Raw genomic sequence first — 23,736 nt, 5'->3', positions numbered from 1 at the left:
GCTTTACCGCGCTCTGTTTTTACCGCTTTTTCGCCGCGCCAAGCAGTCTCTCTGAGTCACACCTGAACGCCCGATGACACGCTCATGAACGTGCTCGTCCATTGTTCTGTCCAGTGGGATTCTCATTTTATGAATTCCCGGTTTATCCCTCGTCTATGGACGCGCAGAATCGAATCTCAGGTTTTATCAAGTGAGTTTCCGATGAAAGATTTTTTCGACGCCCTGGTTAATGCACAGTTGTCCCTCGTTGGTGTTGTGCCCCGATCTTCCGGCCCCGTACGCGAGCTGGCCGGTGAAATAAGCGCGCCTGCGCCGCAGGAAATGGAATCCACGGTCAAGTTCGACGAGGCGCATTACCGGATGGCGGCGGGCGGCTGAGAGGGCGCCGGGATATCTGAACCAGGGCCTCCGAGTGAGGCCCTTCAATTCAGATCCTTCGATCCAGGCGATGGCCACTGTGCCGGCGCCCGCCGGACCCAGCATGCACCCGGGCGGCCGAGTCATTCTCCCGACAATTTCAGCTTGCGCGCGATTCCCGTATAGGTGTCTATTTCCTTCGCAATTTGCGCGGTGAGATCGGCGCCGCACACGCTGTTCGATTCCAGGCCCATGGCAGCCATGGTCTGTTTGGTCCTGTCGTCGGCGACATAGGCGCGGGCGGTCTGCTGCAAGGTCGCCAGTACGCTTGCCGGGGTGCCCGCTGGCGCCAGGATGCCGTACCAGGCGTCCGCGCGGTAGTCGTTGACGCCGCCTTCCTTGAAGGTGGGCACGTCGGGCAGCAAGGCGGAGCGCTGCGGCGCCGCCACCGCCAGCGCGCGCAGTTTGCCCGCCTTGATCTGCGGCAATACGGACGCCAACGTGGCGAAGGACATATCCACCTGTCCCGCCATCAGGTCGTTCATCGCGGGTGCCGCGCCCTTGTAGGGGACATGCACCATCTGCAAGCCTTCACGCGCGGCCAGCAGCTCGGTGGCGAAGTGGCCGGAACTGCCTATCCCTGGCGTCGCATACGTGCGCTTGCCTGGATGGGCCCGCACGTCGGCCAGGAATCCCGCCGTGTCCTTGGCGGGATAGTCAGAGCGCACCACCAGCACCGTGGGACTGATGGCTACGGTGCAGACCGGCGCAAAGGACTTCAGGGCATCGAATTTCACCCTGTCGCTGTACAGCGCGGGAATCATCGTGTGATTGGTTGCCGCGGCCAGCAGGGTATAGCCGTCCGGCGCGGCCACGGCAACGGCGCCCGCGGCCAGGATGGTGTTGGCGCCGGGACGGTTTTCCACGATGAAGGGCTGCTTCAGCGTCGTGCCGGCGTATTGCGCGTAGGAGCGGGCGATGACGTCGGTGGGGCCCCCCGCGGCAAAGCCGGTGTAGACGCGCACAGGCTTGTCGGGATAGGCGACCGGTTCAGCGGCGTGGGCAGCGCCGGCGCCGACGCCGGAGAGGGCGAGAGCTAGCGGCAGGGCGTAAGAAAGCGTACGTGACATGACCCGCGAAAGGACATGTGAAGGGATACGCGAAAGTGAGGGCATGGATTGTCTCCTGCAAGGGCAATGGGCCGGGCCACGGCATGGGCGGCCCGATATGGGTATTGCGGTGTTCATGTCGTGGATAGGCGTCGTCCGCGCGGGCCAGGGATTCAACGAGGCCGGGACAAAGGCAAACCGGCTTGCGGCGCCGCCATTTTCAAGACGGTGCCGGACACCGACTCGGTGCAATACAAGGTCTTGCGGTCCGGGCCGCCGAAGGCGATGTTGGTAGTCGACATGCCTTTGGGACTGCGCCACACCACGACGGGTTCGGCGCGCGGATTGAGCAGCCACACATAGCCCAGCCCGGGATTGGCCACGACGACGTTGCCGGCCTCGTCCACGGCCAGCCCGTCCGGGCCGCTGGGACCATAAGACGTGAAGAACTGGCCGACCTTGGCCACGCTGCCGTCCTCCATCAGCGGCGCGCGCCACACGGCGTTGCCGCGTGTCACCGCGATGTACAGCACCTTCTCGTCTGGCGACAACGCCACGCCGTTGGGGCTGGGCACGTTGTCCAGCAGCAGGTCCAGCTTGCCGCGCGGATCCAGGCGAAACACACGCCCGCTGGCATCGTGCATGCCCGATTGGCCCTGGTCGGTAAAGTACAGGTTGCCGTGGCTGTCGAACACCAGATCGTTGACGCCCTTGAAGCGCTCGCTGTTGCGCCGCGCCAGGTAGTCTTCGGTACGGCCGGTACGCACGTCCAGCTTGACCAGGCCGTTCTTGTAGTCGGTGATCAACAGTTCGTGCTCGGACAGGAACTTCATGCCATTGGGCTCGCCGTCGTATTCCGTGACCAGATCCCATGTCCCTTGTGGATCGATGCGGAAGACGCGGCCGAAGGGAATATCGGTGACGTACAGGTTGCCGTGCGTATCGAACACCGGCCCTTCAAGGAACGAGTCGATGGGTACGCCGCCACGATTGGCATCGGCCCATATGGATCGCACGCCAGTGCGGCGGTGATGGGCCGGCATGGCCGTGTGGATTTCAGCATCGCGCCACTGGGGCTGCTGGTACAAGGTCATCATGGGGAGAGTTTCCACGGTTTAAGGTGACGCGGCCGCGCCGGCTCGACGCTTATCCCGCCTGGATGCCAGCCTGCTTCAGCACTTCGGCGGAGCGCTTCATCTCGCGGTCGACGAACTCGCCGAAGTCGCGCGATGACGATCCCACGGGCTCGGCCCCCAGATTGGCCAGCTTCTGCTTAGTCGCCGGATCATTGACGTCCTCGTGGACGGCCTTCTCCAGGCGGCTCACCACATCCGGTGGCGTGCCGGCGGGCAGGAAGATGCCGTTCCACTCGTACATCTCATAGCCGGCGATGCCGGACTCGGCAACGGTGGGCACGTCAGCCGCGCCGCCCGCGGAGTAGGGCACCACCATGGTCAAGGGAGGGTCGGGGTATTGCGCCAGCGCCGTGCAGCCGTAGCCGATGGCGGCCAGGGCGAAGAGGTTACGCAGGACTTTCATGTCGTCTCCAGTTTCTTGTTCGTGTTTTTCGCGGCTCGCCGTTGTGCGGCGCTACACGGTGGCGACCGGTGTGGCGGGCGAGCCGGCCGCGCCGGGCAGCCGCAGTGGCGGCGCCGTCAACAGGAAGCGCGTGCGTTCGTGCTCGGCCAGCCAGAGCGCCAACGCGGTCAGATACCACAGCTCGCCCAGGTGGATGCCATTCTTGAACAGGCAGTGTTCATGCAACGGCAAGCGCGGCGCGCGGATGCCCGGCTGCAGGTTCACGTGGATGGCCTCGACGGCGGGATTGTCCGCGATCAGGCAGGCCAGGCCGCTGTCGCTGATCCAGTTGAGCAAACGCGCATCGTGCCCATCCAGCGCGCTGCATGAACGCTTCAGCAGATCCACCTGCGGCGTCTTGCGCATGTCCAGCAGCAGTTGCGCGAAACCGGTGTGCACGCACACCATATCGCCGCGCTCGATCTCCACGGCATCCGCCTCCAGTACCCGCATCAGGTCGTCGTAGCCGACACGGCGCTGCGCGTCGCCGAAATGGCGATGCAAGTCCAGCATGACGCCACGGCCTTGCACGCCGTGCTCCGCCATGTTCTCGATACCCAGGGAATGGGCCACCGGATCCGGAAAGCGCGCCCATGGCTCGGCGGCAGGATCTTCCTTGGCCTGCTGCAATTCCACGCCGGCGCGATAGCCGTTGTAGAAGACCGCTTCGGCATGGCCGTCGCCATCCGCGTCGAAGCGGCTGCCGATGTGCGCCAGGCTGTCCCACTGCGTGGAGTACTGCAGGCTCATCAGCACCGTGTCGTCGCAGACGACGTCGGTGATGCGTTCGTCTTCGTCCGCATAGGAAAAGCAGAAGCTCTGCTTGCCGGCACTGGCGCCGTCACGCAGGGTGGCGAAGCGCCGTGGCGGCGGCCGCTTGGGGTTGAGGGCGCTACCGCCTGGATAGTCCAGCGGCAGGGACAGGCAGAAGGTCAGGCCTTCGCGCACCTCCGCGATGCCTTGCAGGACCTTGCCGCGATCGACCCAGTTCATGCGGCCACGCTGGTCATCGGGCCCGAAGTCGCCCCAGTTGGATCCCGGAGGACGCTGTTTCCAGCGCGGGTTGGGTGGGCTCATGCTGCCTCCTTGCGGCCCCGCAGTACGGCCAGGACGTTGTTGGCGGCCGCTGTCCCCATGCTGACGTACGCGTCGCGCGTGACGCCACCGATGTGCGGGCTGAGGATCAGATTGGCCATGCCGAAATAGGGATGGTCAGCCGGCGGCGGTTCCTGGGCAAAGCTGTCCAGGCCGGCGCTGGCCACCTTGCCGCTGCGTGCCGCGGCCACCAGTGCCGGTTCGTCGATCAAGCCGCCGCGCGCGGTATTGACGATGATCACCCCATCGCGGCAACGCGCCAGCGTGTCCGCGTTGATGATTCCTCGGGTGTCGTCGGTCAGCGGCGCGTGCAGGGAAATGGCGTCGGCCTCGGCCCAGATCCGCTCCAGGGGTGCCGCGGCGATGTAGTCCGGCAAGTCATTGGCATAGGGATCATGGCCCAGGATGCGCATGTCCAGTGTGTGCGCGATGGCTGCCGTGCGGCGCCCGATCGCGCCCAGGCCGATCAGGCCCAGCGTCTTGCCGCGCAATTCAATGCTCTTGTGCGTGGCCTTGTCCCAGTGGCCGGCATGCATGCGGACATTCATCGCGACCACCGATTTGGCGCAGGCCAGCAGCAGTGCGATGGCGTGCTCCGCAACCGCCCCCGCGTTGGCACCCGTGGCCGCCACGATGGCGATGCCGCGCTCGGCCGCGGCGGCACGATCGATGTTGTCCGTACCGCTGCCGTGCTTGGAGATGACGCGCAGCGATTTGCCGGCTCCGATGACCGCGGGCGTGATCTGGCCGTAGCGCACGATCAGCGCCACGGGGTCGTGCACGGCGACCAGGCTGGCCAGGTGTTCCTGGGTAAAGCGGGCGCCGGCGTATTCGACCTGGTAGTCATGCAGCAGGTCCAGGGCGGCCGGCGCCAGATCGGCGCCCGTCACCAGGACGCGCGGTTTGCTGGCGGCGGTCACAATGTTTCCCCCTGCTTGAGCACGCCGGCCGTCACCAACGCGGCCTGCAGCCAGGGCGCATCGACATTGCCCTTCTTGATTTCCTCGATGCGCTTGGCTTCGGATTTCACCTTGTGAGCGGCCAGCGGCAGCAGCGATTCAATCTTCTCGCGTTCCACCACCACCACACCGTCGGCGTCGCCGCAGATGAAGTCGCCGGGATGCACGGTGACGCCGCCCACCGACACCGGATGGCCGATGCGGCCGCCGACCTGCTTGGTGGGGCCGTTGGGATTGGTGCCCACGCTGAAGACGGGGAAGTCCATCTCCTCGATATCCAGGCTGTCGCGCGCGGCCGCGTCCATCACCACGGCGGCCAGTTTGCGCTCGCGCGCGACGTTCATCATGATGGTGCCCATCAGCGCGCAGGTCTGGTCGGCCTTGCCGTCGATCACCAGGACATCGCCCGGTTGCGCCAACGCCAGGGCCGCATGGATCATCAGGTTGTCGCCCGGCCTTACCTCGACGGTAAAGGCGGTGCCGGCGAAGCGCATATGCGGGCGCAAGGCCTGGATGCGGCCATGCAGGGCGCCGCGGCGGCCGGCGACGTCGGCCAGGATGGCGGGTTGGTACTGGCCGGCTTCGCGCACGGCGGCGGCGGATACGCGTTCGAAGGTCTTGTTGATGTCGGGGGTAGGCATGGGGAATTCCTCGATGAAAAGAAAGGGTCGGGGCGTAAGGCAGGCGGTGCGCGGCGTGTATATCCGTGCCCTGGCCTCGTGTGCCGGTCGATGCGAGTCAGTCGATGCGAGTCAGTCGATGTGCACGCCTGCATCCTGGATCACGGGTTTCCAGCGTTGGATGTCGGCCTTGATGACATCGGCGAACTGTGCGGGCGTTCCGCCTATGACATCGGCGCCCTGTTCCTGCAGGACCTTGATCAGGCGGGGCTGCTTCAGTGCCTTGTTCATTTCGGTGCTGAGCGCGTCGATGATGTCCTGGGGCGTGCCGGCGGGCGCCACGTAGCCGAACCAGGTGACGGCCTCGTAGCCCGGGTAGCCGGCCTGCGCCATCGTCGGCACATCGGGCAGGTCCGCCACGCGCTTGGCGGACGTCACGGCCAGGGCGCGGAACTTGCCGTCCTTGATGTGGCCCAGCAGCGTCGGCACCGAAGACATGTAGAGCTGCACGCGCCCGCCGATCAGGTCGACCACGGCCTGGCTTGCTCCTTTGTAGGGGATGTGCATGAACTTCACGCCCGCCATCTTCTGCAGCATCTCGCCGGATAGATGCGCCACGGTGCCGTTGCCGGGCGAGGCAAACGCCAGGGTGTCTTTCCTGGCGGCGTTGATGAGATCGGCCAGGGTGCGATAGGGGCTGTCGGCCGCGACCACCAGCACCAGTGGGGCACCCGCCATCAGGCCGATCGGCGCCAGGTCCTTGACGGAGTCATAAGGCATCTTGCGATAGAGGGTGGGATTGATGGACAGGTTGCTGGTCTGGCCCAGGCCGATGGTGTAGCCGTCGGGCGCGGAGCGCGCCACCGCGTCGATGCCCAGGTTGCCGCCGGCACCCGGATGGTTTTCCACGACGAAGTTCCAACCCTTGGCTTGCGCTACTTCACGCACGACCTCGCGCGCGATCAGGTCGGTGCCGCCGGCAGGGGGGAAGGGCACGATGACGCGGATGGGTTTGTCGGGATAGCTTGCCGCGCTGGACGGGGCGGGCAGCGGTGCGCAGGCCAGGGCGCAAAAAAAGGCGGAAAGATAGACGCCAGGCGAAGGGCAATGGCGGGCAAAGCTGGCGGCACGGCGCCGCGCCGCGCCTGCGGGCAGGCGGAAGGGCAAGGACATGTTGTCTCCGTAATGATTATTTTTGGTGAGGCTCATTCTGAAACTCTGTTCCGCCTAATACAATAGCGTTTCATTTGTCGGAACACGTCGTATCCCATGAAACAAGATCAAGCCATTAGCGAAGCAAAGGCGGAAGACGCTGGCGACCAGGAAGAAGGCGTGGTCGCGGTACGCCGCGCGATGCGCATCCTGGCTGCCTTCGGCGTCGACGATCCGCACCTGACGCTGGCGGAGATGAGCCGGCGCACGGGTTATCACCGCTCAACCGTGTTGCGGCTGGCGCGCACCCTGGCGCTGGACGACTACCTGGCGCAACGCGCCGATGGCAGCTGGCGCCTGGCGCGCTCGGCGGGCTGGCTGGGCGCCTGTTACCAGGCCTCGTTCAATGTGCAGGACATCGTGGAACCGGTGCTGCGGGAACTGACCGTCGCCACCGGCGAGAGCGCGACGTTCTATGTGCGCGAAGGCAGCCAGCGCATCTGCGTGGTGCGGGTGGACGGCCCCAAGGCGATCCGCCATCACGTGCGCGTGGGGGCGGGCCTGCCTTTGGATCTGGGCAGCCCGGGGCGCGTCATTCTTGCTTTCTCGGGCGAGCCTGGCGAACCCTATGAGAGCGTGCGCCGCCAGGGCTACATGATGTCGCTGGGTGAACGCGATCCGGAGGTCTCCAGTATCTCGGCACCCGTATATGGGCTGAACTGGACCCTGCTGGGTGCGGTATGCATTTCGGGGCCCTTGTCGCGTTTGACGGAAGAGGTGCTGCAGCAGCACAAGCCTGCCGTCCTGAGCGCAGCGGAGCGGCTGTCGCGCGCCATGATGGGCACGCGACCGGCCCGTTAGTCAGGCCCATCGCGCAGGTCTCAATCGAGGTGGATGTTGCCGTTGCGGATCACCTCGGCCCATTTCTTGTCTTCCGTCTTCAGGTAGGCGGCGAACTGGGCGGGCGTGGACCCCACGGGCTGCGCGCCCACGTCATTGAAGCGCTTCTTGACCTCCGGGTCATTGAGCGCGGCCAGCAGCGCCTTGTGCAATTTGCCGGCCACGGCGTCCGGCACGCCGGCGGGCAGGAACACGCCATTCCATTCATAGACTTCGTAGCCCGGGATCACCGTCTCCGCCACGGTGGGCACATCGGGCAGCAAAGGCGAGCGCTGCGGCGACGAGATCGCCAGCGCACGCAGGCGGCCGGCGGCCACCAGTGGCGAGGATGCCGCCATGGTGCTGAACATGAAGTCCACCTGGCCGCCCATCACGTCGGTGATGGCGGGGCCGCCGCTCTTGTAGGGGACATGCATCATGTCCAGCTCCAGCTTCTGGCGGAACAGTTCTGAAGCCAGGCGCTGCACCGTGCCGCTGCCGCCCGATGCGAAGTTGATCTTGCCGGGCCTGGCCTTGGCTTGCGCGATCAGGTCCTTCACGTCCTTGTATTGGGAATCGGCCTTCACGATCAGGATGTTGGGTGCCAGCGAGACCAGCGCCAGCGGCTTGAGTGCGCTGCTGGAATAAGGCAGCTTCGGGAACAGATGCGGATTGATCGAGAACGGCGTCGCGTCGTACAGCATGGTGTAGCCATCGGGCGCCGCCTTGGCGACGTAGCTCGCGCCTATGGTGCCGCTGGCACCACTGCGGTTTTCCACGATGACGCTGGTGTCCAGGCTGGCGCCCATTTTCTGCGCCAATACGCGCGCCAGGGCATCGGCCGCGCCGCCGGGCGCGTAGGGGACGACGATGGTGATCGGGTGATCCGGATAGTCGGCGTGGGCCGGGGCGCCTGCCAGCACGGCCACGGTGGCGGCGGCGGTGAACAGTGCGCGTTTGATCGAGCGGGTGGCGGTGGCGGTAGGGGGTGCGGTAAGGGGTGCGGTAAGGGTCGCGGACCGGGCGCGAGCTCGCCCGGCCATGGGTAGCCTGAACATTCCTGTCTCCTGTTGTTTATCGCGGCGCTTCGAGGAGCGCTCCAGCCCCACTCTAAAGGCGTGTTTCGCGTATTACAACAAGCGTTCGACAGGTGAAATAGGTTTCATCAGGCGCAATGGTATCGGCCGTGGCTGGCCGGCATGCCATTGCCTCATATTGCTCCGGCACCGCTCAACCACCGCTCAGCCACCGCTTGCGCCGATTACTGCGCGCGCAGTGCTGGCCACCATAGCCTGGCCGCGGCGAGCAGGTCGTGGTCGTGTTCGAAAGGCGCCACCAGTTGCACGCCCAGGGGCAGGCCAAGTGCATCGCGTTGCGTGGGCAGATGCAGGCATGGCCATCCCAATAAGGACCAATTCCTGTTAAAGGCCGACGAGCCTGTGCTGGCCAGGCCGGCGGGGGCCGCGCCGGGCGCACTCGGTGTCAGGACGAAGTCGGCGTCGCCGATGAGCCCGGCCCAGTCGTGCCGCAAGCTGTCCTGGGTCCGTCTTGCGGCGGCGTAGTCGGCCGCGGGCAGCGAAAGTCCCATCTCGATGACGTCGAGCACATCGGCGCCCAGGCGCGACGAATAGCGATCGGCGAGGGGGCGCAAGCTGCGCGCGATTTCATATCGCATGATCACCTCATGCGTGCGCGTGAGTTCGCCGGCATGCGCCCAGGCGCCCAGCGTATGCACATCGACGCCCAGCTCGCGCAGGCGATCGGCGGCGCTGTGCAGCGCTTGTTCAGCCTGCTCGTCAAGGGGATGCTCCGCGGCTTGCGCCAGCAGCGCGACCTTCGGCGGCCGCCGGGTCCCGGCGCCTGCCGGGCCTGGCGGGATCAGTACCTCGGCAATCGCGGCCGCGGTATCGACCGTGTCAGCCATCCACCCGATGACATCCAGCGATTCGCACGTGAAGGTCAGGCCGGCGCGCGGGACCGCGCCGAAGCTGGGTTTGAAACCGACCACCCCGCAGTACGCGGCAGGACGGATGATCGAGCCACCGGTCTGGGTGCCCAAGGCGAAGGGGACCATGCCCGCCGCCACCGCCGCGGCGGATCCACTGGAAGACCCGCCTGGCGTGTGGTCAGGACGATGGGGATTGCGCGTCGGCCCCGGCGTGCGGAAAGCGTATTCCGCGGTGACCGTCTTGCCGATCGGGACGGCGCCTGCGTGGCGTAGCAGGTTCACACACGTGGCGTCGACGTCCGCGTCGCGTGCATCCGAACCGTCGGATCCGCATCGGGTCGGCATGCCCGCCACGTCGATGACGTCCTTGACGCCAAAGGGCACGCCGACCAGGGGACCGGAGTGGGGCTTGTCAGCGGCGGCAGCACCCATGGTGGCGACATCGGCAGCGGCCGCCGTTGCCAGGTGCGCCCAGGCGCGCAGGTCACGGTCGTTTTCGCGGACTTGCTCGATCAGGGCGGAGAGATTCAGGTCTTTGCGGGGCGGGTGCATGGCGATGGCGAATGAGAGAGGGAAGTGACAGCACCAAAAGTTATACCAAAATTGGTACGTGAACTCTGCGGGTATACCCTGTAGACCCGGTTCATACTCCTCATTACTGATAAAAATTCATCCTGCGGCAAGCGCATCGCTTACATTTGCCACCAGGCTCCGTTCCTGCAAACGCGCGCGCAGCCATTGCTTGAACAGTTCGGCCGCCGGGCGCTGCGTGCGCCGGTTCAGGACGAAATACGAATTCTCGATCGGCACGGCGTGTTCCAGCGGTGTGATCAGCTCGCCGTTGCGCAGTTCCTTCCAGCACAAGCAGGGCGTGGTCACCAGCAAGCCCATGCCTTTGACGGCAGCCTCGATGGCCATTGCGGCATGGTTGAAATGAGCGCCGTGTCCGTGCTCCCTGGGGCTGACCCCCTGGCTGGATAACCACTGGTCCCAGAACGGCGCGCCGCCGTACTTCAGCCCACGGTCATCGTGCAGCCACGGATAGTGCTGTACGTCGGCTGCGTCGCGCAGGCCCGCACCGTTTTCCAGCAAGCCCGGGCTGCAGACCAGTTGCACGGACAGCGGCATCAGTTCTTCCGCATCCAGGTCGCCGAAGCCGTCCTTGCCAAGGACGATGACGATGTCGCTTTCCTCGGCCCAGGAACGGAACGTTTCAGTCTCGTCCTGCGGGCGCGCCGCTTCCTGGACGGGGACCCGCATCCTGGTGGTGATACGCAGGTCGATGTCCGGATACTGGGCCAGGAATTCCTGGCTCAAGGGCATCAGGATGCGCATGGCGAACGACGGCGGCGCGCTGACCGACAGGGTGCCCACGTCCTTGTATTCCTGGATGGCGATGACCGCCGCGCGCAGGGACGCGAAGCCGTCGCGGATGTGCGGCAGGCAGGCCTGGGCGGCGGGCGTCAGCGTCAGGCCGCGGTGCACGCGCACGAAAAGCTCGACACCCAGGCTGCGTTCCAGCTGCTGGATCTGGTGGCTGATGGCGGTAGGCGTGACGTGCAGCTCCTGGGCGGCTGCCTTGAAGCTGAGCAGCCGTGCTGCCGCTTCCAGTGCCCGCAGGGCGGTGAGTTGCAGCTGGGCATGTGACATGGGCGTTCTTCCAGAAGCTTTACAGATGAAAAAAATTCAGTCTGGCGAGAGATTAAATCGGTTGACCCAATTTTGGCACATCTCTATCTTTCGAACTGGGGGAACAAGGGCATGCACGCCCGCGTTCCAGCATCAACCGTGGGACCCGTCACAAAGAGGACGGGCGGTCATGGGGACGAATAGCCTAATTCGGAGCGTTGCATGTTCAAGGCCTTTTTTTCCAAGCGGCGTATGCGCCGCGATTTCCTGCTGGGCGCGTCGGCAATGACGCTGGCAGCGTTGGCGCCCGGCATCAGCCTGGGGGCGGACGCCTATCCCAGCCACCCCATCACCCTCATCCTGGCCTACCCGCCCGGCGGTGGCGTGGATATGGTCGGCCGTTTGCTGGCCCGCGAACTGGAACGCAATCTGGGCCAGAACGTCATCGTCGAGAACCGTCCCGGTGCCGGCAGCATGATAGGTACGAGCACGCTGACCAGGTCCAAACCGGACGGCTATACCATCATGCTGGCCGACCCCGCGCTGGTCATCAACGCCAGCCTGATGAAGCATGTCTCCTACAACGTCGACAAAGACGTGGTGCCGATTTCCACCGTCACGGTGTCGCCGCTGGTCCTGGCGGTGCCGACGACGTCGAAGATCAAGAGCGTGGCCGACCTCGTCGAGGCGGGCAAGGGCAAGGGTGGCGGCCTGAGCTTCGCATCGGCGGGGCTGGGTAGCACGCCGCACATGGCCGGGGAACTGCTCAAGTTGCGATCCAACTCGAACTTCGTGCACGTGCCTTACAAAGGCAGTGGTCCGGCGATGACCGACCTCATTTCCGGCCAGGTGGATTTCGCGTTCGCGACGCAGTCGGCCGCGGCGCAATACATCGCGGGTGGCCGCCTGCGCGGGCTGGCGACGACGGGTGCCGAGCCCAGCCCGCTATTGCCCGACCTGCCGACCATGGCGACTTCGTTGCCGGGCTTTCGCGTGCTGTTCTGGACGGCACTGATCGCGCCCGCCGCGACGCCGCCGGACATACAGAAGCGCTTGAACGACGCGGTCAAGGCGGCACTGGAGTCGCCCACGATGAAGTCCGGCCTGGAAAAGGCGGGCGAAGTGTCTTCCTATATGAGCCTGGCCGACGTCAAGACCTTCTTCACGTCGGAGAAGAATATGTGGGAGAAGGTGGTGCGCGAGAGCAAGCTGGAACTCGAATGATGTGAGGTGTCCGTATCTGGTTTCTGGCGGCTGCCTTGCCTTCTTCATCAAGAATCATGCCCTTGAAAATTCGCGTTAATGGTGGTGCCCATGAGGTCGATGCCGAGCGGGATACGCCGTTGCTGTACGTGTTGCGCAACGACCTGGAATTGAACGGGCCGAAGTTCGGCTGCGGTCTGGGGGAGTGCGGCGCCTGTACGGTGTTGATCGATGGCGTGCCCGCGCGTTCTTGCGTGGTTCCGGTGCGCGCTGCGCTCGATCGCGAGGTCACCACGCTGGAAGGCTTGGGCACGCCGGAACATCCGGGGGTTGTGCAGCAGGCCTTCATCGATCGGCAGGCCGTGCAGTGTGGCTATTGCATCAACGGCATGATCATGACCGCGCACGCGCTGGTCATGCGCGATCCGGATGTGACCGCGGACGATGTGAAGCGGGCCTTGCAGTTCAACCTGTGCCGTTGCGGGACGCATGTCGAGATCGTGGAGGCGGTGCTGTTGGCTGCGCGCCGGTGCCAGGACCGTCTGGGTGTCGGGCTGGCAGTGCCCGCCACGGCCACGCGGGATGTGGCTCGCGTCATGGTGGAAACCGATAGGGCGGATGCCAAATTGTTGGAAACCGGGGCATGAGCAGCCTGTCGAATCTGGATCTGGCCGGCACGGGGCGTTGCGCCACGGCCGTGGTGCTGCGGCCGACGCAGGCATCCTGGGATGGCACGGTTTATAGGACCGCCGTCCTGGAGCAGGTGGACGAAAGCGGTGCCGTTGCGTTGGGTGTCGCCTATCGCCTGGTGCGCGGCGCATCGTCCTGTGCGGTGGTTGCAGCATCGCGTGAGCAGGCGATCCAGGTCGCGGCGGCGTTGCGTTTGACGTGGGATGCCGGCGCGCCGGTGGTCTCTGTCGAATCTGGTACGTCGGGGCCGTTCGTCGCATCCGACATGCCTGGCAAACCTGATGTACGAGGCTCATCCGGCGGGGATGGGGCGGAGCAGCGTCCGGCGGCGGTCAGCCGTGAATATCGCTGGCAGCCCGCGCAGGGCGTTCCTTACGAAGACCAACCTGCCTGGGCGAGTTGGGACGCCGCGGTGCTTGAGGTGCGTACGGCGTGTCCTGATGCCGGAATCCAGGCCTCGCTGCGCGCCGAGATAGCCAGTATTTGCGCCGTGGCGCCGGATCGCATCCGGATCGTGGCTATCGATCTGCATGCGGATCAGGCTGCCTACGATGCGGCGGTCGATGCCGCCGTCATCGCGCACGCCTTGCAATCTTCCATCGCGGTATGGCCCGACCGCGGCGGTGGAGTCGCTCCGCTGCTGCGGGTGGAGCAAGGCGTGGCACCAGGCGCTACGCAGGGCGCGACGCAAGGAGTGGGCCAAGCCGCGACACGAGGCTTGGAGCATGGCACGGCGCAAAGCGTGGAGCAGGGCGCGGCGCGCAGGATCGCGCAATGGCATACGCGGTTGTCGATGCCGGGCGCCGGGCGGCCAAGCGCGGCTTATCTGGATGTCTTGCCCGGTACGGGCGAAGCGCCAGGGGCTGGGCGCAGCAGCGTGTCCGGGCCGCAATCGCATGTGGCGTACGCGGACGAGGAAATTCTGCATCCGCCGGCGGCGCCGGTCGCGTTGAATGCCACTATCGGCGCACACGAGGTACTGCAGGCTCGCCTGTTCGCGCAGGAGACCTATGCGGACGAGATGGCCGCCGACGAGAAGCTCGATCCGCTGCAGTGGCGCCTGGCGCAGTTACGTAACGATGCTGGCCGCGCCCTGATCGAGGGCGTGGCCGCCGCCGCCGGCTGGCGCGCGGGCCCGCGCGGCCCCGCTGGGCGGCGGGCAACGGGCGCATCGCTCAACGAGCAGGCATCGCTCGGCGGGCGGGGGATCCTCGCACCGTTGAAAGGCCAGGGGATGGCGTGCGCTGAAGTGGCGGATACGTCGCGGACGCCGCCGGTGCGCGCCTGGGCGGCATGGGTGGTGGACGTCTCGGTCGATCCGGCATCGGGGCAGGTCAACCTGGACCGTCTGACGGTCGGCCATCATCTGGATGAACTGGTCATCGCGGACGGTGACGATGCCCGCTGGGGACAGCATCTGACGCGCACTGCGCGGGATCTGTTGACCGACGGCACCCGCTACGATGATTGGAAAGCTCGGCCCTTGAGCGAGACAAAAGGCACGGGCGCCGATGGTGCCGCACTCAGTGTCGCGCGGGCCGGCAGCCAGCTTGCCCTGCCATCACGGCTGTCCGGCAGCGATGCGCTGACCTTGCCGGCCGCGGCAGCGATCGCCAACGCCATCTTCGATGCAACGGGTATCCGCTTGCGGGAAGCGCCGCTTTCACTAGGCGCACTGACCGCTGCCGCGCTACCCGGCAGCGCAGCCCCTGCCCACCGCGGCCTGAGCACGGCCGATATTCCCAGGCGGGGGCGCCGGTGGGGACTGCCGCTAGGCCTCGCCGGAGGGCTTGCGGCGCTGGCCGCGGCAGTCATTCCCTGGCGGCCATCGATTCCCTTGGCGCAACCGGATCTATCCGTCTACTCCTCCGCGGCAATCGAGCGCGGACGCCTGATCGCCGCCGCCAGCGATTGCGTGACCTGCCACACGGCTCCCGACGGTCAGCGCAACACCGGCGGCCGCGCCATGGATACGCCGTTTGGGACCGTCTACACCACCAACATCACGCCCGATCGGGAGACAGGCCTGGGCGGCTGGTCCTATGCCGCCTTCGACCGTGCCATGCGTGAGGGCATCGGCAGGGATGGCCGCCATCTATACCCGGCTTTCCCATATACCTCGTTCGCCAGATTCTCGGATGGCGACATGCAGGCGCTGTATGCCTACCTGATGACGCAGCCCGCCGTGAAATCCAGACCGCCCGAGACGCGCCTGGCTTTTCCGTACGGCGTGAGGCCGCTGATGACGTACTGGAATCTGCTTTTCCATAAGGCCGAGCCCTACGTCGAGGATGCCTCGCAAACGGCGTTGTGGAATCGTGGCGCCTATCTCGTGCAAGGGGCCGGGCATTGCATGGCCTGCCATAGCCCCCGCAATGCCTTCGGCGCGGAGAAGAACGATGCCGGCAACTTTCTCGCTGGCGGTGTGGTGGACGGGTGGAATGCGCCGGCCTTGAACGGCACCGCGTCCACCGCGCTGCCCTGGACGCGGCAGGACTTGTTCGCTTATCTGCGCACGGGATTCTCGCCGCGGCACGGCGTGGCCGCCGGCCCCATGGCGCCCGTGGTGGAGAACCTGCGCGATTTGCCGGATCGGGATATCGAGGCCATGGCTTTTTACCTGGAAAGCATTGCGCACGGTAAATCCTCCATGGGGCAAGCACAGGGACCGGCACAGACCCAGGGTGTCCCGGCGGCAACGACAGAACTCTCGTTGATAGACGTTCCAACGCCGCAGCACGCGCCAAGGCCGGCCGCGGTGCCGGCAGATGCACAGCCACAAGCGCAGCCGCAGTCGCAAACGCAGCTTCAGATGCAGCCGCCGATGCAGCCGCAGATGCAGCCGCAGATGCAGCCACAGATGCAGCCGCAAACCCGCATCCTGTCCCTCGCGGGGCAGAACGTCTACGAAGGCGCTTGCGCTGCCTGCCATGACACGGCGCGAGGAAGCCCCTTGTTCGGCGTGCGCCCCATCCTGTCGCTGAACACGAATATCACGGCCGCCGAGCCCGACAATCTGATCAGGGTGGTGCTGGGCGGCATCACCGAGCCAGCCGACAGCAGCCTGGGCTATATGCCTGGCTTCGCGGCCACCTTGAACGATGAACAGGTCACGGACTTGCTCGACTACCTGCGCGCACAGTACGCCCCGCAATCCGCGCCTTGGACCGGCGTGCGCGCAGCCGTCGAACGAACCCGGGCGGAACTGGAACAGCACGCAGAGGCAGTGAAATGAACGCGGTTGTGGACAACCCAGCGGTTTCGCGCGAGCGCCTGGATGCCAAGGGCGAGCCGCCCGCGCGTCATGCCGTCAACCTGATCGCCAAAGGGCGCGTCGACACCTATGTGGCGATCACGGCGGACGGTGAAGTGATCGCCGCCAATGGCCACGTGGACTTGGGCACGGGTGTGCGCACCGCCTTCACGCAGATCGTTGCCGACGAACTGGATGTGCCCATGCACAGGGTCCGTATCGTCATGGGCGATACGGACAAGACACCGGATCAGGGGCCCACCACGGCCAGCGCCTCGATCCAGAGCGCGGCGGTACCGATGCGGCGCGCGGCAGCCCAGGCACGCCAATTCCTGCTGCGGCGGGCCGCCGAGGCCATGGGCTGCGCCGTGGAAACCCTGGTCGTGAAGGACGGCGTCGTGTACGGCCCCGGCGCCGGGCCCGGCCTGCCTTACCAGGAACTGCTGCGCGGCGAGCGCTTCGAACTCGACGTCAGTGCCGACGTGCCATTGAAAGCCGCCAAGGACTATCGCTACGTAGGCAAGTCGATGGCACGTGTGGATATTCCCGCGAAGGTGACCGGCGGCCTGGTCTTCGTGCACGACTTCCGCTTGCCCGGCATGCTGCACGCCCGCATCGTGCGGCCACCGTACTACGGCCGTGACGTCGGCGCGATGATAGGCCACAGCCTGTTGTCGGTGGACGAGCAGTCCATCGCCGCCATTCCCGGCATCCTCAGGACCGTTGTCATCGGCGATTTCGTCGCGGTGGTGGCGCGTCGTGAAGAACAGGCCATCAAGGCGGCCCGCACCCTGAAAGTTCAATGGCGGCAACCGCCGCCGCTGGCCGATCTGGCCGACGTGGACGGCTCCTTGCGCGAATCGCCATCGACACCGCGCGTCCTGAAGGAGACCGGCGACGCGGCGGCGGCGCTATCCGGCGCCACGGACGCCTTGCGGGCCACTTATGTCTGGCCTTACCAGATGCATGGCTCCATCGGTCCATCCTGCGCGGTCGCGGATTTCCAGGACGGCAAGGTGACAGTGTGGAGCGGCTCGCAGAATCCGCATTTCCTGCATGTGGACATCATGGTGCTGCTGGATCTGCCGCAGGAAGCTGTCCGCATCGTGCGGATGGAGGCCTCCGGTTGCTATGGCAGGAACTGCGCCGACGATGCTTCGGCCGAGGCGGCGCTGTTGGCCCGGGAGCTGGGCGCGCCCGTGCGCGTGCAGCTGATGCGCGACGAAGAACACGCGTGGGAGCCCAAGGGCACCGCGCAGTTGATGGATGTGCAGGGCGCGGTCACCGGGCCCGGCACGCTGGCCTACGCGTTCACCAACCGTTATCCCTCCAACAACGCGCCGGTGATGGTGCTGATGCAGACCGGCAAGCTGCCGGCTGATCCCATCGTCGAACACAAGGGGGACCGTACCGCCGTACCGCAGTACCGTTGCGACGATATCGCCGTCACCGTGCGCGACATGGCACCCATCGTGCGGGCCGCCTGGATGCGCGGGGTCTCGGCCTTGCCTAACGTGTTCGCCCATGAGTCGTTCATCGACGAGCTGGCGGCGCGGCACGAAGAAGACCCCGTTGCCTTTCGCTTGCGCTTCATGGAAGACGCCAGGGCGCGCGCACTGACCGAAGCGGTGGCGGCGCTGGCGCAATGGGAGACGGCGCCACGGCGGCCCCTCGCGGCCATCGATGCGGCGCGGCCCCACATTCGGCGCGGCCGCGGCTTTGCCCAGCATCAATACGTGCATGGTACGTTTCCGGGGATCGGGTCCGCCTACTGTGCGTGGGTCTGCGATGTGGAGGTGGATATCCGCACGGGCGCGGTCCGGGTCGCCAAGGTATGGGTGGGCTACGACTGCGGCCTGGTCATCAACCCCGATGGCGTGCGGCATCAGATGCACGGCAATGTCATACAGTCCGTCAGCCGGGCATTGGGCGAAGAGGTTCGCTTCGATTCCCGCGGCGTGGTGTCACGCGAGTGGGGCGCTTATCCCATTCTCAAGTTCCAGGAAGTGCCGGACATCGTCACCTATATCGCGCCCGCGGAAGGCCATGGGCCGCTGGGCGCCGGCGAGTCGGCATCGGTGCCCAGCGCGGCGGCCATCGCCAATGCCATCTTCGATGCCACGGGCGTGCGCCTGCGGCAACTGCCTTTCCATCGGGAACGCCTGAAAGCGGCGCTGGACCTGATCTGATTCAGCCGACCCGGCCCGCCCATAACTGCCAGGCCCGCGCCATGGCCATGGGCGGTACCTTGGCCGCCTTTTCCACTTCTCCCACGGTCAGGCCTTCCACCGCACCCAGCGCCAGCGCACGGTAGAGAAACTCGGCGTTCTTGCATGACGTCACCGCGCGGAACACCAGCTCCTGCAGACCGGTACCCACCACGGTGGCCCCATGGTGGCGCATCAGCACCATGACGCTGTCACCCAAGGCGCGCGCCAGCGAAGCGCCTTGTTCCGCATTGACCACCAGCAGGTTGGTGTCGCCGAAGTCGTCGCGGCTGTCCCACAGGGGCACGTGCGCACCCATCATGGCGCCGTGCTGGTACACGGGAACCAGCGGATTGCCAGCGATGCAGAAAGGCATCACCGCGGGACTGTGATGGTGGCAGATGGCCTGCACATCCGGCCGCGCGCGGTAGATTTCTCCGTGGATGAACCGCTCCGCGTAGAGCGCGGCGGCAGGCGGCGCCACCGGCTCCGAATCGAGCCCGTAGGCAATGATGTCTTCCGCCACCACCAGTTCGGGCGCCTTGGAAGTCGACAGCAGGAAATGGTCCGGCCGTTCCGGATCGCGCACGCTGACATGGCCGAAGGCGTCGAGGACTCCCTCGTTGGCCAGGATCAGGTTGGCGGTTACCAGTTGCTGGACGACAGTTCTAGGTTCGGTCATGTTATTTCCTTGGATGGCACTGCCGCCTGGCAAACCGGTTCAAACCGCTTTGGCTTTAGGCTCCGGACGGCGGGGGGAACGACTGGCGGACGCCGGCGCATCGGCGTTCAGCAGTTCGCGCAGGTAAGCCGCCGCCGTGGGGCCTTTCATGGCGGTGCGCCAGGCGTCGGTGACGATCTTGTGATGCAGCTTGAGCGCCTCCGGCGCCGAGGTCGCCATGGCGACGCCGACGCGGATATTGGGCTGTTCACCCAGGCGGAACGGGCTGATGGTCAAGGTGCTGCGGTCGGCCTGGCGGAATATCTGGAAACCGTTCATCGGCAGCGTGTCGGTGACCAGGCCGATCTGCACGCCAAGATCATCGGCCTCGATCAGGGCGGCAAGGTGTTCGATCTCGCCGCGGGCCAGCGCGTGGCGCTGCCGCCGCACGGCATCCGGCAGGTCGGACTTGCCCATCAGCCCATTGTTCAGGAAGCGGGCGATCTGGTCCGCCGAAACCAGATTGACGATATTCGGCCGGCGGCGGCGATACGCTTCCTTGCGCTGGCGCAGGATGTCCAGCACGCTGCTGACGTCGGCGAGAAGCCGTTGGCGTTGCGGCACGTCGCCAGGGACGCTTTCTTCAAGCAAGGTATGCAGCGCCTGTTCGAAGCCGTCGGAGGCGAGCAGGAAGGAAACGGGACCGGCCAGGACGATGATCTGGTCGGCGGTTTCCTCCAGCTGGCGCGTACGCTCGAAGTAGCTGACGGCGGAGGGCATATATTCGATGCCAACGCCAAGCAGGGTGGGCAGGGACACTTCCAGCAGGTCCGACAGGCGTTCCAGCGTATCGATCTTGGCGATCTCGCCTTTTTCCACGCGGTACAGCGCAGTGCGCGAAATACCGATCTTTTGCGCGACCTCATCGGCACTGAGGCCCGAGGCCAGGCGGAAAGCCTTCACTCGTTGCCCGATTTCCTCGTAACGCATGTCGATAGTCTCCTCAGGTTTCGCGCGTTTCCAGCCGTGAATTCTCGGTCGACGGCTGACGGTCAGAATAGTACAACGCGAGCCAATTCTGGAACGCTGAGTCGAAATTTGTACATGACGATCGAAATGAATCCGGCCGTGCATGGCGTTCAGGCGTGTTGCGGCGTCAGGATGACGCGGCCGCGCGCCTTGCGCGTGGCAACCCGTTCCAGCGCGGCCATGGCCTGCGCCAGGCCAACCTCTTCGACGGGTAGCGGCAGCAGCCGTCCTTCGCCGTAGAGACGGAAGATCTCGTTCATGCAATGCTGCATCAGGTCCGGACGGCGCTTGCGGTAGTCGCTGACCTGCACGCCGCTGACTTCGATGTTCTTCAACAGAAGGTAATTGACCTTCAGCGTGGGGATCTGCCCCGCGGCGAAGCCGATGACCACCAGCCTGCCGCACCACGCGACCGCGCGGATCGCCGCGTCGAAGAACCGGTCGCCCAGCGGATCGAGGACGATGTCCGCGCCGCGGCCGTCGTTGGCGGCATACACCTGGTCCCTGAGGCCGTCACGCAGGTTGTCGACGCTGAGATCGATGCAGGCGTCGGCGCCCGCGCGCAATGCCAGCTCGCCCTTGGCCGGATCGGACACCCCCGCCAGCACCTTCAGGCCGTAGGCCTTGGCCAACTGCACTGCTGCCAGGCCCACGCCGCCGCTGGCGCCCAGGACCAGGACGGTTTCGCCTGCCTGTGCCCGCGCCCGTTCCATCAGCGCGAACCAGGAGGTGTCGTAGGAAAGCGCCATCGCCGCGGCTTGCGTGAAGGGCAGGGTCGGCGGCAGCAGGAAGCAATCCTTGGCCTTGGCGACAGCCTGCTGGGCATAGCCGCCATGCTCGGCCAGCGTCAGGACACGGTCGCCAACACTCAAATCTTTGACACCGGCCCCCACCGCCAGGACGATGCCCGTGGGCAGTTTGCCGGGCGAGAAAGGGCGGGCGGGCAGGAACTGGTAGGCGCCCGTCACGACCAGGGAGTCGACGAAGTTGATGGCCGTGGCGTGTACCTCGATCAGCACTTCATCGTCGGCCGGCGCAGGAGGCACGATGTCCTCGACCTTGTGGCTGGCGAACTCGCCGAACTCATGGATGACGACGGCTTTCATGGCGGCTTTCATGTCGGACTCCGAACGGGATCTGGGGCGAGCGTGCTGAAGGAACCGCGCGCCACGGCGTAGGGGGCTGTATCGGCACCGCCGATGACGACGTCCACGCGCGCGACGGCGCGGCCGACCCGCAGGGTGGTCGCCGTGGCATAGAGATCGTGGCCCGGCGCGGGCCGCAGGTAATCGATGCGCAGGTCGATGGTGGGCGCCATGCGGCCGATTTGCACCGCCACGGCCGCGTGCGCCGCCAGGTCCGCCAGCGCGGCAATGACGCCGCCGTGGATGGCGTCCGACCCGGCTGCCCGGCCGAAGCTGGGCTGGTAGGGCAGGCGTATGCGCACCTCCCCCCGTTCGGCGTCGGCGCTCAGCGCTTCAGGCGCCAGCACCGCGTGGAAGGGCGGATGCGCCAGTTCTTTACGCAGGGCGGCCAGCGCGTCGGCGGGGGGAGCGTCGGGGATGTCAGGCATGGGGCTGTAAATGTAGGGACGTAAATTGGAAAGGACGTCAGTCAGGGCACCGCTTACGCCGCAACGCCATAGCGCACCGGCGTGACTTGCAGCTTGCCCGTGCGTACGTCTTCGACCAGGTCGCGCTTGTAGATCTTGCCGCTGGCGGTAAGCGGAATCTCCGGCAGGGCGACGAAGTATTCAGGCATGTCGTAGCGGGACAATCCGGCCTGGTCCAGATGCGCCAGCATTTCCTCGGGCGTGCACTGGCCGCCGGCCTTGAACATCACGGCGAGGCACAGTTTCTCTCCCAACCGGTCGTCGGGCACGGGCAGCGCCGCCGCGCGTGCCACGGCCGGATGCTGCATGGCCAGCCCCTCGATCTTGGCCGGATAGATGTTGTGGCCGCCGCGGATGATCAGGTCCTTCTTGCGGCCGGTGATCACCAGATAGCCGTCGGCATCCATGCGCCCCAGGTCTCCGGTCATGAACCAGCCGCTCTTGTTGAACGACTCCTCGGTGGCCAGCTGGTTGTCGAAGTAGCCGAGCATCAGGCTGGCGCCCCGGCCGCCGATCTGGCCTATCTCGCCGGGCGCAAGTTCCACGTCCGCATCGTCCTTGGAAAAAATCCGCACCTCATAGCCATCGCAGGCGCGGCCCGAACTGCCGACGATACGGCTCGCATCGTCGCTGGGCAGCGTGTAGTGGTGCGAGCAGGCTTCCGTCATGCCGTAGCCGCTTTGCGGCGTGACGCCGTGTTCCAGCAGGCCTTGTACGACGCTGGTGGGGGCGGCGGCGCCCGATACACGGAATCCCTGCAACCGGCCCACGGTCTTCATGCCGCGGCGACGCAGTTCATTGAGCATGTCGATGGCATGAGTGGGCACGCCGAACACGAACGTGGCATCGGTTTGCAGCAGCCGGTCGAGCAGGCTGGCGCCTTTGGGAAGATCGTGGACCACCACTTCGGAACCCGATGCGAATGCGCTGATCATGGCGCCCAGGCCAAGGTTGTGGCTCAGGGGGCTCATCGTGTACAGCACCGAGTCCGTGCCGAAATGCCAGTCGCGTGCGATGGTGCGTGCATTGGCCAGCAGGGTGTTGTCGCTATGCATGACGCCTTTGGGGGCGCCCGTCGTGCCCGACGTGAAGGCCAGGTAGACCACGCGATTCGGATCCTGCGACGGTGCGCCGGCATCGGATGAGGTCGATGCCGAAGCTGGCGACGCGGCAGCCGCAGCGGACGAAGCCGACGATGCCGGCCCGCGCACCAGATCCTCGTTGCCTGCCGTGCCGACGGGCGCCAGGGTCACTGTCAATTTCAATGATTCGAGGCCGGCGAGCCGCGCGAAGATGTCGTGGCGCTGGGCATCGGCGCCCCACTGGGCTTCACCGATGAAAGCCGACGCGCGCACCCGCGCCATCAGCGTGTAGATATCCTCGACCGTATGGTCCCGATGCAGGGACGGGCAGCAGGTATAGCCGTTGCGCGAGCATGCCAGCCAGACGATGGCGGTTTCCACGCGGCTGCAGGTCCAGAGTCCGACACGTTCGCCCGCGCTCAGCCCGGCAGCGGCCAGCCGCGCGGCGAAAGCATCCGCCGCCGCGATGAGTTCGCCATACGTCAGGCGCTGGTGGCCGTCGCGGATGGCATAGCGGTCGGGCCGGCTGCGTGCGTGTTGCAGCGCCGAGGTGTAGATGGTGTCGTCACGCCAGTGGCCGTCGGCATAGAAGGCCTTCATCTGCCCCTCGTCGAGCAGCGTCAGGACAGTATTTTTTCTGATGGACAAGATTGGACTCCGGTAATCAGGATCG

General features: G+C 65.9%; 21 protein-coding genes. 6 read left to right on the top strand and 15 right to left on the bottom strand.

Translation table 11 applies throughout. The annotated features are described in order from the left end of the window. Nucleotides 1-84 precede the first annotated feature (84 nt). On the top strand, nucleotides 85-378 hold the full coding sequence (locus tag CEY05_RS30865) for a hypothetical protein (RefSeq protein ID WP_143220329.1): 294 nt from the start codon (nucleotides 85-87) through the stop codon (nucleotides 376-378). A gap of 122 nt (nucleotides 379-500) precedes the next feature. Here the strand turns inward: CEY05_RS30865 and CEY05_RS08845 are convergent, their stop codons facing one another. The 7 genes from CEY05_RS08845 to CEY05_RS08815 all read right to left on the bottom strand — a co-directional run bounded on the left by CEY05_RS08845 (nucleotide 501) and on the right by CEY05_RS08815 (nucleotide 6,891). Further along, a complete protein-coding gene (locus tag CEY05_RS08845; RefSeq protein ID WP_088598569.1) occupies nucleotides 501-1,487 on the bottom strand; it encodes a tripartite tricarboxylate transporter substrate binding protein in 987 nt (328 codons plus the stop codon). Nucleotides 1,488-1,639: 152 nt separating this feature from the next. Then, nucleotides 1,640-2,560: an SMP-30/gluconolactonase/LRE family protein gene (locus CEY05_RS08840; protein ID WP_088598568.1), complete on the bottom strand. Its 921-nt coding sequence runs from the start codon at nucleotides 2,558-2,560 to the stop codon at nucleotides 1,640-1,642. A gap of 52 nt (nucleotides 2,561-2,612) precedes the next feature. Next, nucleotides 2,613-3,005 carry a tripartite tricarboxylate transporter substrate binding protein gene (locus CEY05_RS08835; RefSeq protein ID WP_088598115.1) on the bottom strand — a complete coding sequence of 131 codons (393 nt, stop codon included), beginning with the start codon at nucleotides 3,003-3,005 and terminating at the stop codon, nucleotides 2,613-2,615. Nucleotides 3,006-3,056: 51 nt separating this feature from the next. Beyond that, a complete protein-coding gene (locus CEY05_RS08830; RefSeq protein ID WP_233161435.1) occupies nucleotides 3,057-4,121 on the bottom strand; it encodes a cyclase family protein in 1,065 nt (354 codons plus the stop codon). After that, entirely contained in the window at nucleotides 4,118-5,059 is a 942-nt protein-coding gene (locus CEY05_RS08825; protein ID WP_088598114.1) for a hydroxyacid dehydrogenase, read from the bottom strand. The genes CEY05_RS08830 and CEY05_RS08825 overlap by 4 nt, the downstream gene beginning before the upstream one ends. Then, nucleotides 5,056-5,739, bottom strand: a complete 684-nt coding sequence (locus tag CEY05_RS08820) for an RraA family protein (protein WP_088598113.1) — start codon at nucleotides 5,737-5,739, stop codon at nucleotides 5,056-5,058. Before CEY05_RS08820 ends, CEY05_RS08825 begins: the two co-directional genes overlap by 4 nt. Nucleotides 5,740-5,850: 111 nt before the next feature. Further along, nucleotides 5,851-6,891: a tripartite tricarboxylate transporter substrate binding protein gene (locus tag CEY05_RS08815; protein ID WP_088598566.1), complete on the bottom strand. Its 1,041-nt coding sequence runs from the start codon at nucleotides 6,889-6,891 to the stop codon at nucleotides 5,851-5,853. Nucleotides 6,892-6,987: 96 nt separating this feature from the next. Here CEY05_RS08815 and CEY05_RS08810 point away from each other — a divergent pair, with 96 nt between their 5' ends. Beyond that, nucleotides 6,988-7,731, top strand: a complete 744-nt coding sequence (locus CEY05_RS08810) for an IclR family transcriptional regulator (protein ID WP_088598112.1) — start codon at nucleotides 6,988-6,990, stop codon at nucleotides 7,729-7,731. 20 nt (nucleotides 7,732-7,751) lie between these two features. Here CEY05_RS08810 and CEY05_RS08805 read toward each other — a convergent pair whose 3' ends face one another. The 3 genes from CEY05_RS08805 to CEY05_RS08795 all read right to left on the bottom strand — a co-directional run bounded on the left by CEY05_RS08805 (nucleotide 7,752) and on the right by CEY05_RS08795 (nucleotide 11,347). Continuing rightward, complete coding sequence (locus tag CEY05_RS08805; protein ID WP_369825930.1) at nucleotides 7,752-8,711, bottom strand: Bug family tripartite tricarboxylate transporter substrate binding protein; 960 nt, start codon at nucleotides 8,709-8,711, stop codon at nucleotides 7,752-7,754. A gap of 299 nt (nucleotides 8,712-9,010) precedes the next feature. Further along, nucleotides 9,011-10,249, bottom strand: a complete 1,239-nt coding sequence (locus CEY05_RS08800; protein WP_088598110.1) for an amidase — start codon at nucleotides 10,247-10,249, stop codon at nucleotides 9,011-9,013. A 117-nt stretch (nucleotides 10,250-10,366) separates the two neighbouring features. Continuing rightward, entirely contained in the window at nucleotides 10,367-11,347 is a 981-nt protein-coding gene (locus tag CEY05_RS08795) for a LysR substrate-binding domain-containing protein (protein ID WP_088598109.1), read from the bottom strand. Between the two features lie 201 nt (nucleotides 11,348-11,548). Between CEY05_RS08795 and CEY05_RS08790 the strand changes: the two genes are divergently transcribed. From CEY05_RS08790 to CEY05_RS08775, 4 genes are read left to right on the top strand one after another with little or no spacing between them, the layout of a single operon-like run. Continuing rightward, nucleotides 11,549-12,550: a tripartite tricarboxylate transporter substrate binding protein gene (locus CEY05_RS08790; RefSeq protein WP_088598108.1), complete on the top strand. Its 1,002-nt coding sequence runs from the start codon at nucleotides 11,549-11,551 to the stop codon at nucleotides 12,548-12,550. Nucleotides 12,551-12,606: 56 nt separating this feature from the next. After that, nucleotides 12,607-13,176 carry a (2Fe-2S)-binding protein gene (locus CEY05_RS08785; protein ID WP_088598107.1) on the top strand — a complete coding sequence of 190 codons (570 nt, stop codon included), beginning with the start codon at nucleotides 12,607-12,609 and terminating at the stop codon, nucleotides 13,174-13,176. Then, on the top strand, nucleotides 13,173-16,454 hold the full coding sequence (locus tag CEY05_RS08780; protein WP_088598106.1) for a cytochrome c: 3,282 nt from the start codon (nucleotides 13,173-13,175) through the stop codon (nucleotides 16,452-16,454). Before CEY05_RS08785 ends, CEY05_RS08780 begins: the two co-directional genes overlap by 4 nt. Beyond that, a complete protein-coding gene (locus CEY05_RS08775) occupies nucleotides 16,382-18,661 on the top strand; it encodes a molybdopterin cofactor-binding domain-containing protein (RefSeq protein ID WP_369825905.1) in 2,280 nt (759 codons plus the stop codon). Before CEY05_RS08780 ends, CEY05_RS08775 begins: the two co-directional genes overlap by 73 nt. A 1-nt stretch (nucleotide 18,662) precedes the next feature. Here CEY05_RS08775 and CEY05_RS08770 read toward each other — a convergent pair whose 3' ends face one another. The 5 genes from CEY05_RS08770 to CEY05_RS08750 form a co-directional block, all read right to left on the bottom strand. After that, nucleotides 18,663-19,361: a class II aldolase/adducin family protein gene (locus CEY05_RS08770; protein WP_088598104.1), complete on the bottom strand. Its 699-nt coding sequence runs from the start codon at nucleotides 19,359-19,361 to the stop codon at nucleotides 18,663-18,665. 39 nt (nucleotides 19,362-19,400) lie between these two features. Then, entirely contained in the window at nucleotides 19,401-20,330 is a 930-nt protein-coding gene (locus tag CEY05_RS08765; RefSeq protein WP_198952726.1) for a helix-turn-helix domain-containing protein, read from the bottom strand. A gap of 149 nt (nucleotides 20,331-20,479) precedes the next feature. Beyond that, nucleotides 20,480-21,487 carry an NADPH:quinone oxidoreductase family protein gene (locus tag CEY05_RS08760; protein WP_233161433.1) on the bottom strand — a complete coding sequence of 336 codons (1,008 nt, stop codon included), beginning with the start codon at nucleotides 21,485-21,487 and terminating at the stop codon, nucleotides 20,480-20,482. Continuing rightward, entirely contained in the window at nucleotides 21,484-21,942 is a 459-nt protein-coding gene (locus tag CEY05_RS08755; protein ID WP_088598103.1) for a PaaI family thioesterase, read from the bottom strand. Before CEY05_RS08755 ends, CEY05_RS08760 begins: the two co-directional genes overlap by 4 nt. A 53-nt stretch (nucleotides 21,943-21,995) precedes the next feature. After that, complete coding sequence (locus CEY05_RS08750) at nucleotides 21,996-23,711, bottom strand: class I adenylate-forming enzyme family protein (RefSeq protein WP_233161432.1); 1,716 nt, start codon at nucleotides 23,709-23,711, stop codon at nucleotides 21,996-21,998. Nucleotides 23,712-23,736: the final 25 nt, after the last annotated feature.

It is taken from the genome of Achromobacter sp. HZ34 (genome assembly GCF_002209485.1).
GTDB lineage: Bacteria > Pseudomonadota > Gammaproteobacteria > Burkholderiales > Burkholderiaceae_B > Bordetella_C.
The sequence above is the reverse complement of the archived record's forward strand: the minus strand, read 5'-3'. Positions and strand labels throughout refer to the sequence as shown.